Source organism: Pseudoalteromonas sp. NFXS53, assembly GCF_056629255.1.
This window is the reverse complement of record NZ_JBWVBR010000007.1, coordinates 1-18,084: the sequence shown is the minus strand read 5'-3', so window position 1 is coordinate 18,084 and position 18,084 is coordinate 1. Positions and strand designations below refer to the sequence as shown.

At 40.7% G+C, this 18,084-nt stretch carries 17 protein-coding genes and 1 tRNA gene; 13 read left to right on the top strand and 5 right to left on the bottom strand.

The genetic code is table 11. From position 1 onward, the window contains the following. Positions 1 to 45 precede the first annotated feature (45 nt). The 10 genes from hscA (at position 46) to AC1HJP_RS09180 (ending at position 9,848) form a co-directional block, all read left to right on the top strand. Positions 46 to 1,908: a Fe-S protein assembly chaperone HscA gene (hscA, locus tag AC1HJP_RS09225; protein ID WP_480361555.1), complete on the top strand. Its 1,863-nt coding sequence runs from the start codon at positions 46 to 48 to the stop codon at positions 1,906 to 1,908. A gap of 3 nt (positions 1,909 to 1,911) precedes the next feature. Continuing rightward, on the top strand, positions 1,912 to 2,250 hold the full coding sequence (gene fdx, locus AC1HJP_RS09220) for an ISC system 2Fe-2S type ferredoxin (protein WP_058031045.1): 339 nt from the start codon (positions 1,912 to 1,914) through the stop codon (positions 2,248 to 2,250). A 62-nt stretch (positions 2,251 to 2,312) separates the two neighbouring features. Next, a complete protein-coding gene (locus AC1HJP_RS09215; protein WP_480361554.1) occupies positions 2,313 to 3,743 on the top strand; it encodes an NAD-dependent succinate-semialdehyde dehydrogenase in 1,431 nt (476 codons plus the stop codon). A 132-nt stretch (positions 3,744 to 3,875) separates the two neighbouring features. Beyond that, the gene (locus AC1HJP_RS09210) at positions 3,876 to 4,763 is read left to right on the top strand and encodes a nucleotidyltransferase family protein (protein ID WP_480361553.1); all 888 of its coding nucleotides are present in this window, start codon (positions 3,876 to 3,878) and stop codon (positions 4,761 to 4,763) included. 40 nt (positions 4,764 to 4,803) lie between these two features. Continuing rightward, positions 4,804 to 5,874, top strand: a complete 1,071-nt coding sequence (locus tag AC1HJP_RS09205) for a phosphotransferase enzyme family protein (protein WP_480361683.1) — start codon at positions 4,804 to 4,806, stop codon at positions 5,872 to 5,874. A 305-nt stretch (positions 5,875 to 6,179) separates the two neighbouring features. Beyond that, positions 6,180 to 7,559: a Gfo/Idh/MocA family protein gene (locus AC1HJP_RS09200; RefSeq protein WP_480361552.1), complete on the top strand. Its 1,380-nt coding sequence runs from the start codon at positions 6,180 to 6,182 to the stop codon at positions 7,557 to 7,559. A gap of 52 nt (positions 7,560 to 7,611) precedes the next feature. Further along, the gene (locus tag AC1HJP_RS09195) at positions 7,612 to 8,112 is read left to right on the top strand and encodes a nuclear transport factor 2 family protein (RefSeq protein ID WP_480361551.1); all 501 of its coding nucleotides are present in this window, start codon (positions 7,612 to 7,614) and stop codon (positions 8,110 to 8,112) included. Between the two features lie 50 nt (positions 8,113 to 8,162). Beyond that, the gene (locus AC1HJP_RS09190; protein WP_480361550.1) at positions 8,163 to 8,414 is read left to right on the top strand and encodes a hypothetical protein; all 252 of its coding nucleotides are present in this window, start codon (positions 8,163 to 8,165) and stop codon (positions 8,412 to 8,414) included. Then, the gene (gene pnuC / locus AC1HJP_RS09185) at positions 8,414 to 9,037 is read left to right on the top strand and encodes a nicotinamide riboside transporter PnuC (RefSeq protein ID WP_421965440.1); all 624 of its coding nucleotides are present in this window, start codon (positions 8,414 to 8,416) and stop codon (positions 9,035 to 9,037) included. The genes AC1HJP_RS09190 and pnuC overlap by 1 nt, the downstream gene beginning before the upstream one ends. Further along, positions 9,012 to 9,848, top strand: a complete 837-nt coding sequence (locus AC1HJP_RS09180) for a phosphotransferase (protein ID WP_480361549.1) — start codon at positions 9,012 to 9,014, stop codon at positions 9,846 to 9,848. The genes pnuC and AC1HJP_RS09180 overlap by 26 nt, the downstream gene beginning before the upstream one ends. On the opposite strand, the gene AC1HJP_RS09175 is transcribed toward AC1HJP_RS09180, so the two are convergent. Further along, positions 9,834 to 10,016, bottom strand: coding sequence for a helix-turn-helix domain-containing protein (locus AC1HJP_RS09175; protein WP_480361548.1), 183 nt, complete (start codon positions 10,014 to 10,016; stop codon positions 9,834 to 9,836). The two genes, AC1HJP_RS09180 and AC1HJP_RS09175, sit on opposite strands and share 15 nt — an antisense overlap. A gap of 246 nt (positions 10,017 to 10,262) precedes the next feature. On the opposite strand from AC1HJP_RS09175, the gene AC1HJP_RS09170 reads away from it, so the two are divergent. Further along, positions 10,263 to 10,337: transfer RNA gene (locus tag AC1HJP_RS09170), tRNA-Arg, on the top strand. A 10-nt stretch (positions 10,338 to 10,347) separates the two neighbouring features. Here the strand turns inward: AC1HJP_RS09170 and AC1HJP_RS09165 are convergent. From AC1HJP_RS09165 to recQ, 3 genes are all read right to left on the bottom strand, one after another. Next, on the bottom strand, positions 10,348 to 12,054 hold the full coding sequence (locus AC1HJP_RS09165; protein ID WP_480361547.1) for a BamA/TamA family outer membrane protein: 1,707 nt from the start codon (positions 12,052 to 12,054) through the stop codon (positions 10,348 to 10,350). Positions 12,055 to 12,125: 71 nt separating this feature from the next. After that, entirely contained in the window at positions 12,126 to 12,425 is a 300-nt protein-coding gene (locus AC1HJP_RS09160) for a DUF3630 family protein (RefSeq protein ID WP_480361546.1), read from the bottom strand. Then, on the bottom strand, positions 12,425 to 14,242 hold the full coding sequence (recQ, locus tag AC1HJP_RS09155; RefSeq protein ID WP_480361682.1) for a DNA helicase RecQ: 1,818 nt from the start codon (positions 14,240 to 14,242) through the stop codon (positions 12,425 to 12,427). Before recQ ends, AC1HJP_RS09160 begins: the two co-directional genes overlap by 1 nt. A 165-nt stretch (positions 14,243 to 14,407) precedes the next feature. On the opposite strand from recQ, the gene rarD reads away from it, so the two are divergent. Beyond that, a complete protein-coding gene (gene rarD / locus AC1HJP_RS09150; protein WP_404391688.1) occupies positions 14,408 to 15,295 on the top strand; it encodes an EamA family transporter RarD in 888 nt (295 codons plus the stop codon). 48 nt (positions 15,296 to 15,343) lie between these two features. Here rarD and AC1HJP_RS09145 read toward each other — a convergent pair whose 3' ends face one another. Further along, positions 15,344 to 16,579: a diguanylate cyclase gene (locus AC1HJP_RS09145; protein WP_480361545.1), complete on the bottom strand. Its 1,236-nt coding sequence runs from the start codon at positions 16,577 to 16,579 to the stop codon at positions 15,344 to 15,346. A 294-nt stretch (positions 16,580 to 16,873) separates the two neighbouring features. Between AC1HJP_RS09145 and AC1HJP_RS09140 the strand changes: the two genes are divergently transcribed. After that, the gene (locus AC1HJP_RS09140) at positions 16,874 to 17,812 is read left to right on the top strand and encodes a porin (RefSeq protein ID WP_480361544.1); all 939 of its coding nucleotides are present in this window, start codon (positions 16,874 to 16,876) and stop codon (positions 17,810 to 17,812) included. Positions 17,813 to 18,084 lie beyond the last annotated feature (272 nt).

The window sequence follows — 18,084 nt, the reverse complement described above, 5'->3', positions numbered from 1 at the left end:
TTAAGTAGGAAGAGTATAGACACGAACCTAAGAACGTAGAGCATTATGGCATTATTGCAAATTGCTGAGCCGGGGCAGAGCGCGGCACCTCATGAACATAAGCTAGCTATTGGCATTGACCTTGGTACCACAAACTCTTTGGTTGCGACGGTACAAAGTGGTGAAGCCAAAACCCTAACTGATTTTGATGGCTCAGCGATGTTGCCATCTGTGGTTCGCTATGAAGCTGATAAGATCACAGTGGGTCAAGCTGCCGCTGCGGCATCAGCAGAAGACCCGACTAATACGTTAATTTCAGTAAAGCGTTTCTTAGGCAAATCTCAAACTGAGATTGAACAAAGTTATGGGCAACTGCCTTACGAGTTCGTTGAAAATAATGGCAGCTTAGCCATTAATACTGTAGTGGGTGCAATCAACCCAGTACAGGCATCAGCAGAGATTTTAAAGTCACTTAAAGATCGTGCAACAGCAAGCTTTGCTGGTGAAGAAATTAAAGGGGCAGTGATCACAGTGCCAGCATACTTTGATGATGCACAGCGTCAAAGCACCAAAGATGCTGCAGAACTTGCCGGTCTAAATGTTCTACGTTTATTGAACGAACCAACAGCTGCTGCCGTTGCTTATGGCTTAGATTCAGGACAAGAAGGCGTGATCGCCGTTTACGATTTAGGTGGTGGTACATTTGATATCTCTATCTTACGTTTAAACCAAGGTGTATTTGAAGTTTTAGCAACAGGCGGTGACTCAAGCTTAGGCGGTGACGACTTTGACTCTGCACTTGTCGCACATTTTAAAGAACAAACGCAAATTAATGATTTAAATAATTCTGAGTTGCGTTTATTTATCAATAAAGCCAAAGCTTGTAAAGAAGCGCTATCGAGTTACGAAACCGTTAATGTTGGTTTAGAGCTACGAGAGACAACTCACACAGTGACAGTAACACGCGCTCAGTTTGCTGAAATGGTGATGCCGTTAGTGAAAAAGACATTACGTGCCTGTCGCCGTGCAGTAAAAGATGCTGATGTATCGCATGAAGAAATCTTGCAAGTTGTTATGGTGGGTGGTTCAACCCGTATGCCAGTTATTCGTGAGCAAGTTGAAGTGTTCTTTGATAAAAAGCCACTGACTTCTATCGACCCAGATCGCGTGGTCGCAATCGGTGCTGCGATCCAGGCAGATATTCTCGTAGGCAACAAGCCAGATTCAGACATGTTACTGTTAGATGTATTACCACTGTCTCTAGGGCTAGAAACCATGGGCGGATTGGTTGAGAAAATCATCCCGCGCAACACCACGATTCCAGTTGCACGTGCGCAAGAGTTTACGACGTTCAAAGACGGTCAAACGGCCATGTCATTGCATGTATTGCAAGGCGAACGTGAGCTGGTAGATGATTGTCGTTCACTGGCTAAATTTAGCTTAAAAGGTATCCCTGCAATGGCGGCTGGTGCAGCGCATATTCGAGTCACCTTTAAAGTGGATGCAGACGGTCTGTTGAGCGTGTCTGCGATGGAGAAATCAACGGGCGTGCAAGCAGAGATCCAAGTTAAGCCGTCATTTGGTTTGTCTGACGATCAAGTTGCACAAATGCTTAAAGATTCAATGAGCAATGCCAAAGAAGATATGCAAGCGCGTATGTTGAAAGAGCAGCAAGTTGAAGCGCTGCGCGTATTAGAAGCATTAGAAGCTTCTCTATCAACAGACAGTCAATTATTAAATGATGACGAATTAGCTGCACTTCGTAGTGAAATGCAAAAGCTGGCTGATTTACGTGAAACTGCGACATCACCAGATGAAATTAAAACAGCCATTGAAGCTGTAGATGCGGCAAGTAGTGAATTTGCTTCGCGCCGTATGGATATGTCAATTAAACAAGCCCTTACTGGGCAGTCTGTAGACGAGGTATAAGTAATGCCACAGATTATTTTCTTACCCCATGAAGAGCTTTGCCCAGAAGGCGCGGCAATTGAAGCAAAAACAGGTCAAACTGTACTGGATGTTGCTTTAAAAAATGGTATTTCAATTCCTCATGCCTGCGAGAAGTCATGTGCATGTACAACCTGTCATGTGGTGATCCGTGAAGGTTTTGACTCACTAGAAGAAAGTGACGAGTTAGAAGATGATATGCTAGATAAAGCATGGGGCTTAGAGCCTGAATCACGTCTAGGTTGTCAGGCAATCATCAACGATGAAGACTTGGTTGTAGAAATTCCAAAATACAACCTGAATATTGTGAATGAAGATCATTAATCGATTTTGATTATGAAAACCCGTAGTCTTTACTACGGGTTTTTTGTTTAAGGAGACATAGCATGTATTGGCATAAGGCGTTAAATAGCTCATTTATTAATGGTAAGTCGTATCAAGGTAGCGATACTTTCACCATAAATAACCCTGCTAACGAGCAGTTGATTGAAACACTTTCATCGGTTGATATGGCAGGCTGTCAGCATGCATTAGATGCTGCCATTACATGTTTTGAAGCGCTAAAAACAACCACTGCTAAACAACGCAGCGATGTGTTATTAAAATGGCATAGTTTGATCATAGAGCATAAGCAGGCATTAGCTGAACTTGTCACCCTTGAACAAGGCAAGGTCTTAAAAGAATCTTTAGCCGAAGTTGATTACGCAGCGGGTTTTGTAAAATGGTTTGCAGATGAAGCGCACCGTAGTTATGGCGAAATCATTCCGGCTAATAGTCCAACTCAACAGCTGACTGTCATTAAGCAGGGAGTAGGCGTGGTATTTGGTATTACACCGTGGAATTTCCCCCTTGCTATGATCACCCGAAAAGTCGCGCCGGCTTATGCTGCGGGTTGTAGTTTTATCCTCAAGCCATCTGAATATACACCATTAAGTGCATTGGCGTTGTGTCAGCTTGCATTGCAAGCGGGTATGGAAGCGGGGGCTTTTCAAACCTTAGTCACAGAAGATGCAGCACAGCTTGGCGCATTTTTTTGTGAACACAAACAAGTTAGAAAAATTACGTTCACCGGCTCAACGCGAGTCGGACAAATTTTGTTAGCGCAAAGCGCCCAGTCAATTAAGCGAGCTTCTCTCGAGCTCGGTGGCAATGCGCCTTTTATGGTATTTGAAAGTGCCGATATTAAAAAAGCGGTGCAAGGGCTGTTGGTGGCGAAATTTAGAAACGCGGGACAAACCTGCGTAGCAGCTAATAGAGTCTTAATACAAAACACATGCTTAGATGAGTTCTTAGCAGAATTAAAGCTGCAAACTGCTCGGTTAAAAGTGGCTAATGGCTTTACTGAAGGTGCCGATTTAGGCCCATTGATTAACGCACAAGCGAAACTTAAAGCACAAAACCTAGTTGAAGATGCCACCTTGCAAGGTGCCAAAATTGCCTACCAAGGTGAAGAAAAAGCGGGGCAGTTTATGGCACCTATCATTTTGACTGAGGTTAACCAAAGTATGGAGATTAGTCGAAGTGAAATCTTCGCGCCTGTGGTCGCTATTCAAACTTTTGAAGATGAAAATCAGGCACTCACTATGGCTAACTCCGTTGATGAAGGTTTAGCTGCGTATTTTTATTCGCAAGACATGTCACAAGTTCAGCGTGTAGCGAGCAGTCTAGAATATGGCATGGTGGGTATTAATGAAGCTCTCATCTCAAATCCAGTCGCGCCATTTGGTGGAGTGAAAGCATCGGGTCTTGGTCGAGAAGGGGCAAAGCAAGGCTTAGAGGAATACCAAGAAGTTAAATATCTCTGCCAAAGTTTTTAATTAAACGTGGCCTAGTGAGAATGCATTGTTATTCTCACCTTATACCACTAATGTGTATACAATTTTTCGCTGATTATCTAACCTAAAGCTGGTACACTCTTGCGCCTGTTAATTTTTGGTCAATAATTTTAAATGGCAACAGAGCAAAATAATTTAACGCTTGTGGTGCTAGCCGGTGGGCTTGGAAGTCGATTTGGTGGTAACAAACAAATTACCCCACTGCCCAAACTTAAGCGCACCATTATGGAACTGAGCATTGAAGATGCATTCAATGCAGGCATCAAGCAAGCGGTGTTAATCATTAATAAATCCGTTCGTGCAGAATTAGAGCAAGTAATCCTACCGCGACTACCGAATTCGATGAAAATTACTTTGGTTGAGCAAAGTATTGATATGCTGCCCTCTGAGTTTAAGCATTTAGCCGAGCATCGCACTAAGCCTTGGGGCACAGGGCATGCATTATTATGTGCAAAGCCTTACTTAAATGGCCCTGCTGTTGTTATTACCGCTGACGACTATTATGGACCCAATGCTTATAAACAAATGGTTCAGCATTTCAATCAATCGCAAGATGATAGCTGTATGGCTATGGTTGCCTTCCCAATTGAGAAAACCCTCTCAGAGCAAGGTGGAGTAAATCGAGGTATTTGTGAAGTTGAGCAACAAACACTCAAGCAGGTTACTGAAACCTTAAATATTCATCAAACAGAATATGGTTTGGTGGGAGAAATTGAGGGCGAATTACAATCACTAGACAGCCATAGCCTAGCTTCTATGACTTTTTGGGGTATTACACCCATCTTGATGGCTAAACTAGAAAATGATTTTAAAAAATTCCTAGAAGCTTATGACAGCGATGTCAAAAAAGAGTACTATTTACCTAATTGCATCCAAGCCTGCATAGAAAGTGAGCATGTTTCAGTGCGTGTTTATTCTGCCGTTGATTTTTGGTTTGGTGTCACATTTAAAGAAGAATTAACAAGCGTAGCAGGAAAGATTTATGAACATCGTCAAGGATGAGCAAACTATCACGCCCATTACACCAGTATCTGAGGTGACTATGACTAACACTGCGATAGCTGAGCATTTGTCGCAAGAATTTGGTTTAGACCATGAAAATGCCACAATTAAACCAATCGGTAGTGGTCATATTAATACCACAATGTTGTTAAAAGATTCACAACAAGCTGTGGTTGTGCAAAAGCTAAATACCGAAGTATTTCCTACCCCTGAACATTTGGTTGAAAATGCTCGAGCTATTGAACAGCATCTTACAGAAAAAGCTGATAAGAATGACTATGAATTAGAGATTATCAAGCATTTGCCGACCACCTCAGAAGAATACCTAGTGAAGGTCGATGGTGAAGTGTGGCGTGCTCTAGAGTTTATTGGTAAGAGTTACAGCGAAGATGTGGTGAGTTGCCCAGAGAAGGCGCAAACTGCGGCGAATGCATTTGGCCAATTTGCCTTGGCATTGTCAGACTTTGATGCACAAGTACTACACCATGTTATTCCTGACTTTCATAACCTTGCTATGCGAATTGCTGCGTTTAACGACAAACTTGAAGCAGATAGTGAAAATAGAGCTGAAAAATGCCAAGAGGAAATTGCGTTTTGCCAAGCGCAATTTGGTCTTGCAGATGAGCTAGAATCGATCTACGGCACCATTCCACTTAGACCGTGTCACAATGACACCAAAATCAACAACATGCTGTTCTGTAAAGAAACCGATGGCGCACGTTCAGTGATTGATCTTGATACATGTATGCCTGGTTATTGGCTGTTTGATTTTGGTGATATGGTGCGTACGTTCTGCTCTCCTGAAGAAGAAGATTCAACAAACCTTGATAATGTACGAGTACGAGAAGAGATTTTTGCCGCTTTAGTTAAAGGTTATGTTGCTCCATTAGAAAATGAGCTTACACCAGAAGAAAAGCAAAGCTTTTTACTGGGGGCGAAAGTAATGCCATTTATGATTGGTCTTCGTTTCTTAACCGATTACTTAGATGGTGATAATTACTTTGCGACTAAGCACAGTGAGCACAATCTGCATCGAGCGAGAAATCAGTTTAAGTTATATCAAGATGTGGTTGCAAAAGAAGCCCTGCTTGAAAAATTAATACATAGCTAAATTGATTAGTTAAGACATATAAAAAGCGCCATAGGCGCTTTTTTTGTGCCAAAACAAAATAGGAACATATATTGGTCGCAACTGAATGACAGCGCTTTACTTATTGGTTAGGGTAAATACCAATCAGTCATAATACTTAACCAATTTGAGAAGCTAAAACTCACGCTAGCTGTGTTAAAAATTTATCATTTAGAATAACTAAACAGCAAAATTTTTGCCTTGCTATCGCAAAGTTTTATCCACCTCAAAATAGGCTACTTAATTACACCGATTGGTATAAGTGGTTACAAAGAGGAAAAATAATAATGAAACAATTAAATAGACGTGACTTTCTCAAAGCCGCAGGTGTTGCTGCCGCAGCGAGTGTCGCTGCAGGGTGTGCGCAAACATCAAACTCAAGCACAGCATTTGTACCGACTCAGAAAGGTAAATCGGTTATTGGTCTTATCGCACCAAAAATGGACGTGGTCAGAGTTGGGTTTATCGGCGTTGGCCAGCGTGGTTATGGTCATGTGCGCCGCATGAGCCATATTGAAGGCGCTGAAATTGTCGCAATTTGTGATACTCATGATGAGGTTTTGGAACGTTCTGCTAATTATTTAGCTGAGCGAGGCTTAAAAAAACCAGCTCTGTACCGAGGTGCGGATTTAGCCTATCAAGATATGCTAGCCCGTGATGATATAGATATTGTGATCATCTCAACGCCTTGGAAGTGGCATGCACCTATGGCCATTGACACTATGAACAGTGGAAAGCATGCATTTGTTGAAGTGCCTTTGGCACTGACAGTCGAAGAGATGTGGGACATTGTCGATACCGCAGAGCGCACTCAGAAAAACTGTATGATGATGGAAAACGTCAACTATGGTCGTGATGAGTTGATGGTGCTTAATATGGTTCGTCAGGGACTATTCGGCGAATTACTGCATGGTGAAGCCGCTTATATTCATGAACTGCGTTGGCAAATGAAAGAAATCGAGCATAAAACAGGTTCTTGGCGAACGGGTTGGCATGCAAAGCGTGATGGTAACTTGTACCCAACTCATGGCTTAGGCCCTGTTTCTCAATATATGAACATTAACCGCGGTGACCGTTTTGATTACTTAACTTCTATGAGTTCTCCAGCATTGGGCCGAGCGGCCTATGCACAACGAGAATTCCCAGCGGATCATCAACGGAATCAATTGAACTATATTGCCGGTGATATGAATACCACCATGATCAAAACGGTTAAAGGTCGTTCCATCATGGTACAACACGATACAACCACGCCAAGACCTTACTCTCGTCATAATTTGATCCAAGGCACAAATGGTGTGTTTGCGGGCTTCCCGAATCGTATCGCACTTGAAAAGGGCGGTAATCTAGATAACTTCCATGAATGGGAGCATGATATGTCCCCTTGGTATGACAAATATGATCATCCGCTGTGGAAGAAAATGGGCGCAGAAGCAGAACGCAATGGCGGTCATGGTGGCATGGATTTCTTAATGTTCTGGCGCATGATTTATTGTTTACGCAACGGTGAAGCGCTAGATCAAGATGTATACGATGGTGCAGCTTGGTCGGTGATCTCACCACTTTCAGCTCAGTCAGTCGCGAATCGTAGTGAATCTATTAGTATTCCTGACTTTACTCGAGGCGCATGGAAAAATGCCACGCCATTAGGTATTGTCGGTAGTTAATGGCTTTAAGCGCGCGATGAGCGCGCTTTTTTGATTGTTGAGGTGAAAATATATGACAAGGTGCTTTGCTATTTTCATTGGTTTGCTTTTAATCGGCTGTAAAAGTCCGCTTAAGCAAAATAATGTGCCCACTATAAAACCTCAAGTTGAGCAATTTATATCAATCTATCAGGCTAGAGTCGATTTTGATGCATTTTTAAAGCTGTATGCAGATTCTGCACAGTTAGAAGATTTAGTATATGGTCATCACGCTGTTGGAAAATCAGGCATTGCTGCTTTTTATAATTGGAACGGTGGTAATTTTAAAGTTATAGACGATTTAAAGACCTTTAAAGTAGAGCGCTTGGTTATTGATGAGCAACAGCGGCAAGCCGTTATATCAGGGCACTTTAATGAATTTATTTACCATGGCCAAAAAATGGGACCTTGGCGATTTGTTATGACACTACAATTTAATGAAAAAGGGCTCATTACTCACCAGCAAGACTGGATCAATTACACTCCAAAAGCGGATTTTATGACGGGCAAAAACCTAAATAAAACTATTCCTTAAAAAATCTCAGAGGCTAAAATAGGTAAAACACTTCTATTATGGATTTCAAAATGCAGCTATCTGTAGAAATTAGCAAATATCCACTTCACTCAGATTATATCCCTTTTATCAAAGCCTTTATTGAGCGCTTAAATACACACCCAGAGCTTAAGGTTTTAACGAATACCATGTCTACCCAAGTATTTGGTGAATATGATTTGGTTATGTCGGTACTTCAAGAAGAAATGAAACGCTCTTTTGCAGAGTTTGGGAAGATTGTCTTTGTGTGTAAGTTCATTTCTGGAGATTTATCGCCGCAATGATTGAATTTTTAAGCGCCACATTTTCCGGTTTTACTGCTATGTCTGGCTGGGAGTACATCGCAGTCATACTTTCTCTGGCTTATGTCTTTTTAGCTGTGAAAGAGAATCAATGGTGCTGGCCTGCGGCTTTTCTTAGTACATTTATTTATACCATTATGTATTGGAATGGTGCGTTGTTGATGGAATCCGCATTAAATGTGTATTACATGGTAATGGCGGTAGTGGGTTGGTATATGTGGCAACAAGGCAAGCAGCCTGATTCAGTCGCCCCTATTATTTCTTGGCCATTGTTAAGACATATTTATATCATCATTGTCACCGCTTTAACGGCAACAGGTGTCGGCTTTGTTATGGACAATTACACCCATGCTGATTTTGCGTATCTAGATAGTTTTACAACCTGTTTTGCCGTGATGACAACGTATTTAGTGGCTAAAAAGGTTTTAGAGAACTGGCTTTATTGGATCATCATTAATGCCGCATCTATGTACCTGTTCTTTGTGAAAGGATATTATCCGACCTTTGTACTTTATGTGTTTTATACGGTTATAGCTTGTTGGGGTTACAAACGTTGGTACGAAGAACACGAACAAAGAAATGGCTTACCACTTGCGAGCCTATAGCTTCCAAAATCTGCCTGATGAAGTAAGAGGGTTCGTTGCTGAATCTTTTGCTTTCAGGCAAGTTAAAGCGTGTTATCAAATCACATCAGGGTTGAGTAATCATAATTATTTAATTGTTGTCGAACAGAATAAATATTTGCTCAAGCTTTATCAAAATGACATGCCCTCGCTAAGCCTCGCTTTTCAGGGTCTAATAGCAAAATCAGAGTCCAATATTCAAGAAGTCATTCGCTGGGATGAGAGGCTTAAAGTTGCGCTGTTCACGTATATCGATGAAGCAGCTGAGGGCATAGATAAAAAACGATTATGTAATTTGGTGGAGACAATCTCTGCAGTACATCAACAACCATTGGTCAATTTGCCTGTCTCTTTAGGTATAAAACACGTATTGTCAGATTTAAGCGCCTCTCTTAAAAAGCGTTTTAATTCAGAGTTAGAGAGCTGTTTTCGCTTACTTGATAGTTATCCAAAAGAGTTAGGGTGTTGCCATAACGACTTAGTCAGAGAAAATATAATAGCGACTGCAGCGGGAGTGGTTGTGATTGATTTTGAATATGCAGCAGTTAGCGATGTTTATTTCGACTTAGCTGGGCTTGTAACCAGCTTCCAGCTCACGAATGACGAAATAGTGTGGATGCTGAATATCTATTATGCAAGTAAGGGTATCGCAGTACCCGATTATGCAATAGAGAAATTAAGGGTATTTAGGAATGCTTATCTATTGCTGTGTATCTCTTGGTATGATGTGCGAGGTGAAGTAGAAAAAGCCACTTCACACACATTACAATTAAAGCGGCTAAATACCACCTAATCGCTTTGCTAATTCTTTGTATTTTTCTACGTCAGCTTGATCAAATACGGGATCACCTTGTGCGTCTTCACCTTTTGCGATTAATAGGTTTTCACGAGCAAGTCTTTTCACTCTTTCCACTTTTACTTCTAAAAACTCAGCAACTTGCTGCGTGGTCATTTGGCTCATAATAGCTTCCTCTTGATGTGTTAAGCTTTTATTGTTGTTGTTACCGCATTACACGGCGCTTTATGTTAATAAAACGTAGTAACTTGCTGTCTATAATACTGGTAAATCAAAATCTAAGCATAGTCAAAAATACAAAAAATCGCTAAAAAGCATTAATATTTTTGTTTTTAGTCTGTTATTTAATCAGCTGAAAGTGAAATGCTAGTATTTGCAAAGGAATGACATTACTATATGCATCGTTCGTGTGCTCTCGTGGTGAAATGGATATCACGTAGCTCTCCGGAAGCTGAGTTGCAGGTTCGATCCCTGCCGAGAGCGCCATGAGCTGTTTTTAAAAGCGGTTTTTAACCGTAAATAACCATTGCACACTGTCAATGTTATCTTCTTTATTTATTGGCGCTGCAATATCCAAATGCAATACAATGCCAGCATTGGCTCGACTCGGTGCAAGCCTTAATCCCATGCCTATATTCTTCAGTAGTGAATTATCGGTATTAACTTGTGCTTTGCCTGTAACCTTACCTGCATCGAAGAAAAGCGCTCCTCCTACCTTGAAAAGTTGCAGTAGGTCATATTCCCAGTAGTAACGTTTTTCTAAATTAACTAAAGCGCTACGACTACCTTGTTGGTAATTTAACGGGTAACCTCTTAGTCCAGTCTCGCCGCCTAAAACCAATTGTTTGTCTGCCGTTAAGTTTTTTGCATATTTCAAAGATAAGTTCGCAAACCATGATTGCTGTATGCTGGTATTTAGATAATATTGAAAGTTAACGGCACTTATGAAGTTTCGGGCTTCATTTTGGTCTGTATTCCATTCTCCTTGAATACTGGTATTGAATCGCCATAAACTGCGTTCGGTTGTGTAATGCGCTTTGCTTGCGGAAAATTGATAAATGACGTGACTGTCGTCATCTACCCAGTTATTCGATGAATAACCGAGTTTGGCTTTTACATTCCAGCCTAAATTTAAATCTTCTGTGCGGTAAATTGAATCAAAATTACGCACCTTAATATAATCGTCTTGAAGCCATTGACCCTGAAAATATGGGTAGGTGAGTGCTCGGTTGTCTGCAACAGCAAGAAAAGAGTAAGGGGTGGTTTTAAAGTTGTGTTGTTCATTGTGTAGACCCACAGTATATCTATGTGTCCATTGTTTAGGTGCCTGAACGGCGAAACCATAATACGCGTCGTTAATTTCAGTGTCGTGTAAAAACTCAGAAACGACTTCGTTTCGAGAATAAATCGATTCTACCCGTTTATTCGCAAAAGTATAAAACCCATAACTATGCGTCGACTTAATAGAATAAAATGGCAGGTAAGCCCCTAAATAATGCCGCTCTCCATCTGAGTTGTCAGCATACTCTATGCGACCTCGGTAACGACTCGATAAGATAGCTGGGTCGTCATAAACAAATAAATAACCGTTTCTATCTTTATCTTCAGTTGCGGTGAAAGATAATCTTTTGCCATATCCTAGTAAGTTTGTTTCTCGAAAGCCAAGGCGCGAGGAGTTTTCACCACCACTGCGACTAAAACTAATGTCGGGCAGTAAAGTCCATAAGTCTCTAGTTACAACCGTAACATGTACTTCGTCTTCACATGTCTCTTCTGCATATATGCGGGCATCATAAAGATAATTTTGTTGACGTAATAAACGCTCGGACTCTGCTAATTCCTTGATGTCATATTTTGAGCCTTGATTAAATAATAAAGTATTTAAGATAACTTCAGGTTCTGTTGTGATATGCGCGTGGTTTGCAAAGCGAAATAAAAAGTTATTTTCTTCCGGTAAGCTGGTGTCGAAAACGTTTAACTGTTTTAAGGTGATTTTTGTTATACGCTTATTTTCAGCTTCTTTGGGAAAAGTTTGCTGAGTGTCGAGTTGGCGCTTTAGGTTGATGTCATCATTGCTGTCTTGGCGTTGATTACTGCAGCTGTTTTCTTGAGAGTTGAAGATATTTGGTTCTGCAAATGCAGCACCACTGACGAAAAATGTAGAGAATAAAAGCAATACGGGCTGACAATACCTTGTGACCATTACCTTCCTCCTGCTGTTTATCCTCTTTTATATCATTATATTAAGCAGAAAAATGGAGGTCTGTCTAATTATTATGAAAGGGTAGAAAGCAAAAATAGTTGCAGTTTTTCAAGTAAAAGTTCCGCTTCAACCCCTTCTGGGCTTACCCATAAACTCTCGCTGTAATGCTCAAAGTTAAGATTAAAATTATGTCCATGCCAACAAAAGCGTATTTGATGGCGATCTGCGCCTTCGGAGGTTTCAAGAATAGAAATAGCCTCATGGTTTAAGAATATTTGACCCCAGAAGCCAAATTCATCGGCCTCGGGGAAAAAGTCAGGTGCGATCTGCAGAAAATTAAATTCAGTATTAAAGGTAATTTGCGTCATCATTAACTCGCGGCTAAATAATTTCGGATAAGTTGCATAAACGGTGCGCCATACTTGCTGAGTTTACTAAAACCAACGCCTGACACATTTAAGAATTCGGCATCATCAGTCGGCATTTTCTGCGCCATTTCTGCCAGTGTCTTATCGTTAAAGACCACATATGGCGGTACATCATCGGCATCGGCGAGTTCTTTACGTAAACTACGTAGCTTAGCAAACAGCTTTTTGTCGTAATTAAATTGCGCCAATTTATCTTGATATATGTGCTTAGCTTGTAAGCGCGGTTCGGCCAATTGCAATACATATTCACCGCGCAATACGGCTCTTGCTGCTTCTGTCAGTTTAAGGCTTGCGCCTTGTGTTATGTCTTGAGCAAGTAAGCCATGATGAACGAGCTGCCGCAAAATGCTTAACCAATACTCAACGCTATGGCTTTTGCCAATACCATAGGTACTTAATTCGTGGTGTCCGTTATCGCGAATTCGACTGGTGTTTGCCCCTCGTAATAAGTCGACGATATACCCTAAACCAAAGCGTTGTTGCGCGCGATATACACAAGATAGGGCTTGTTGTGCGACTAAAGTGCCGTCAAAGCGTTTCGGCGGATTAAGACAAATATCGCAGTTGCCACAAGGCTCTCTCTGATATTCGCTAAAGTAATTGAGTAATATTTGTCGACGGCAGGTTTGCGCCTCTGCAAAGTTTGCCATTGCCTGAAAGCGCTGCTCTTCTACTTTACGTCTAGCCTCGTCAGGAATATCTTCAAAAAAGCGTTTTACTCGTCCTATATCAGCAGGATCAAAGTACATGATGGCTTCTGCGGCAAGTCCATCACGACCAGCTCGACCAGTCTCCTGGTAATAAGCCTCAATACTCTTAGGTATATCGTAATGCAGCACAAAGCGTACGTTTGATTTATTAATCCCCATACCGAATGCGACGGTTGCAACAACAATATTGATATCGTCTCTGGCAAAGGCTTTTTGTACAAATTGACGCTGATCATTACTCATTCCGGCATGATATGCGGCGACATTAAAGCCAGCTTCGGCAAGCTTTTCTGAGATATCGTCTACACGCTTACGACTAGTACAATAAATAATGCCGCTTTGGCCTTTTTGATCGCGTAAATAGCGCATGAGCTGAGAAAGAGGTTTGAACTTTTCTTCAATGGTGTAGCGAATATTTGGTCTGTCAAAACTACCTGTATGAATATAAGGTGCATTTAACCCAAGCTGGTGTGCAATATCATGGCGTGTCGCAATATCTGCCGTAGCCGTTAAGGCCATCATAGGGCAGTGAGGAAAGTGCTGTTTGAGTTCACTTAAGCGACGGTAATGCGGTCTGAAATCATGCCCCCAGTGAGATACACAATGGGCTTCATCAATCGCGAAGAAGCGAATGTTTAAGTTCTTTAGCCTTTGAATAAAATCAAACTGCAGTGCTTTTTCTGGTGCAACATAAAGTAACTTTAATGTACCTTCGGCTAATTGATTAAAAATCGCATTTTGCTGTGTAAAATCTACGGTATTATTGATGTATGCTGCACTAACGCCAATTGCTTGAAGCTGAGAGACTTGATCTTCCATTAACGAGATCAAAGGCGAAATGACGACCGATGCGCCGTCAAATAAAAGCGCAGGGATCTGATAACATAATGATTTACCGCCACCGGTAGGCAGCAAGACGAGCGTATCTTGTCCATTTAGTGCCGCATTAATTACAGCCTCTTGGCCAGCTCTAAATTCACTGTAGCCAAAAGTGTCTTCTAATGCTTGCTTAGCAAGGGTTGAATGTTCGCAGATAGGGTCTGATTTCATGGCGGGCATTTTAGTGGCTTTTGCATTGCTTGTCTGTAAATTTATTTGCGCTGTTGTGTTTGACGGTTTACATGTAGTTGCCATGTTATGTCTGTAAGTTCCTATTTTCTGTCTATTTGCAACCAACTTAGCAAGGTATAATGGTTTTTTACTTTTTGAGTCGTGTTGATGCTAAATAATCAGACCCAACAGGGTTACCTTTATGCTGTCTTAGCATTTTTAATGTGGGGCATGGCACCCATCTACTTTAAACAGATTGAGTCTATAGCGGCACTAGAGATCTTGACTCACCGAGTGATTTGGTCGGTGTTGTTTTTAATTCTCATTGTATTCGCTGCGAAGCAATGGCATCAGATCCAGCATGTCATCAAGAAACCAAAGTTATTGGGGATGCTTTGTGTTAGCTCTACTTTACTCGGGTTCAATTGGGGGTTGTTTATTTGGGCTGTTAATAATGATCACATGCTCGACGCGAGTCTCGGTTATTACATAAACCCACTGTTAAATGTATTGCTTGGTGTCATCTTTCTTTCCGAGCGCTTGCGAAAATGGCAAATCATCGCCGTCGCGATTGCTTCACTAGGGGTGTTATTACAAGTGATCGCGTATGGTTCTTTTCCTGTAGTGGCGTTTGCGTTGGCAAGCTCGTTTGCAATCTACGGGCTTTTGAGAAAGAAAATGCCAGTAGAATCACTACCTGGCTTGTTAATCGAAGCACTTATCTTAATGCCGTTTGCAATTATATATTGGTACTTGACCCCTGCGACGGTTAGCTCAGATATGTTTAATAATGAAGTGATCCTAAATATATTGCTGGTCAGTGCTGGAGTGGTCACAACCTTACCTCTGTTGTGTTTTATTGGCGCTGCGAAACGTCTACCTTATTCCACATTAGGTCTGTTTCAGTATCTTGGTCCGAGTATCATGTTTACCTTGGCGGTGACCTTGTATGGCGAGGAGTTCTCAATTGAACGCGCAGTGACATTTGCTTGTATTTGGGGGGCGTTGGCTTTGTATAGTTGGGACAGCTTAAGGGCAAGCAAAAAGAAATAATAGAATATTTTAAGTGGCTGCATTGTAATGCCAGCCACTTAGTCTTAATTAACTGATCACTTTATTACGACCTGAATGCTTTGCTTCATAAAGTTTTATATCAGCTTCTTTTATCAGACTATCAACATTTTTACTAACAGCTCTACAAACACCTATTGATACCGTAAAGTGAATATTGTGTTTGGTTAATCCAGCACTATGTATATCTAGATAATCTCTAAATTTATCTAATAAAGCTAAACTTTCTTCTTGCGTAGCATTAGCAAAATAAACGGCAAATTCCTCGCCTCCTAATCTTGCAGTAAGTTGACCAGGGAAGTGAGAGTCAAATGCTTGAGCAAGAGCTTTGAGCACATCATCTCCCGCATCATGGCCATAGTTATCATTAATGGCTTTAAAGTGATCCACATCTATCATTGCCAGCCCCACCTCATTATTTGAAGCGGCTTTTTGTCTTAATGACTTATTAGTAAACTCAAAGAAGTAACGACGATTAGGTAAGCCTGTTAAATAATCAGAGTTAGCTTGGCGCTTTATTGTGGCTATATATTCCAGCATATCGACGTTTTGACTAAGCCTGCAATAAAACTCCTCTGCGTTAAATGGCTTGCGAAGATAGTCGTTCGCGCCTCTCTTTATGAATCGAGCTGAGAGGTGTAATGCATTAGAGCTAGAAATGCCGATAATGGCTTTTTCATCATTAGAATATTGCAGTCGTATTTCACTGCACAAGTCTTCGCCATTCATGTTTGGCATTTCATTGTCAGTGATCACGACAGAAATGTCTGGGTTTTGTTTTAATACTTCGAGGGCTTCAATACCATCACATGCCTCAAGAACCCTATACTTATGTCTCACTAATAGAGAGCTGATGTAATTTCTTGTCTGACGGGAGTCATCAACAACCAATACTTTTACATACTCATTTCGAGGCAAACGCATAAGTTGCTTTTTAAGATATTGGTAAGCTTGTTTATTTTCTTTGGTGATGTAATCGATGATTGGGTATTTTTCGACAGTTTCACGAGTTTGATTGTCTAGGTTACCAGTCATGACAATCGTGGGGATATCAGAGTTCACTGTATAGTGAATTGCTTCGCCGTTAGGCGCATCAGGTAAAATAAAGTCCACAACTGCGCAAAAGTAACTATTATTGTCGAGTAGTTCTTTTGTTTGTGCTAGTGATTCAGCAATGTCAGCCTCATAACCTGCAGAAACTGCAATATGCTTTTGCACTCTAGCAATGGTTGGGGTGTCTTCAATAATTAGGATTCGACGTGTCACTCAGTACTCGCTCGGTAATTCACCTATACATATACTATTAACCTTAACCTATCTATAAAGCAATTCAACTCAAAATTACTTATAGATGATGTAATAAAGATTATTGCAAAAATTAAGTAATAATTTATTCCTCTCCTATAATTTATAGCTGAAACATACTTTTATGACGTTTTTAATGCAGTTTATTTGCAATTATTTGACTCTAATATGTTGTGTGTAATATTTCTGTCATTAACAGCTGAGAAACTAGCGTCGTTTTGAATCATCATGTGTTGCGATATTGAGGAAAATTACATGAAACTAGTTAAATCAACACTTCTACTTGCTGTACTAGGTGCGTTATCTGCTAATGCTAATGCAGATGTTAAAGTATACGGCAAGGCAAATGTATCTGTTCAATCGAGTGATGAAGGTGCTGGAAGTGCGACAGAAATTAAAAGCAATGCGTCACGCTTTGGTTTTAAAGGCTCAGAAAAACTAGATGGCGGCCTAGAAGTAATTTATAAGCTTGAATTCCAAGTTGATGTATCAGATGCCGATTCAAAGGGTGATAAAGACAATATTACAGCAAGAAGCCAGTATGTTGGTTTAAAAGGAAGTTTCGGTGAAGTAGTAATTGGTCGTAATGACACCGCTTTTAAGCTTTCACAAGGCAAAGTTGACCAGTTTAATGATTTAGAAGCTGATGTGAAAAACCTTTTTAAAGGTGAAAACCGCCTTGGTGATACGATTTCTTATAAGTCGGCAAGTTTTAATGGCTTTAAAGTATTAGCAACTTTCATTGCTGAAGACTCAACAGATGGTGAAAATGGCTACTCTGGTGCAATTACTTATGGTGATTCAAAGCTGAAAAAGTCTAAATACTATATTGCCGTAGCCGGTGACAGTGAAGTGAAAGGTTATGATGCTTTACGTGTTACAGGTCAATTTAAAGCAACTGACGCACTTAAATTAGGTGCAATGTACCAGAAGCAAGAAAAGGTAGATGGTACAGGCACTGCTGATGGCTTCCTTTTAAATGCTGCATATGGCTTCGGTAAAAACACCTTTAAAGTGCAATATCAAACAATTGACTTTGATGCAGTAGATTCTAAAGATGTAGATGGTTTTAGTGTTGGTATTGATCACAAGCTAAATAAATCAACCAAACTATATGGCTTCTACTCAACAGTTGATGAAGAGCAAGGTACAGAAGAAGATTACTTAGGTCTTGGTATTGAATATAAGTTCTAATATTCATGTTATAGATATTTTATAAAGCAGGCACAGGCCTGCTTTTTTAGTTTTTAGGAGACTAGAAAGTGATTTTTGTATGAAATCCAAACAAAAACATGGTGTTTTTAGTGTTTTTAGTGTTTTTGTTCTCTTTTTGAGCGGTTGAACACATTTCTGAAAATTAATTGCAAAAAGGGGTTGCGCGCTTTTAAATTCTCCCTATAATGCGCACCCACTGACACGGGGCGAGACGCTGAAAAGCAAATCAAAACGATGTCGAGTCAAATAAA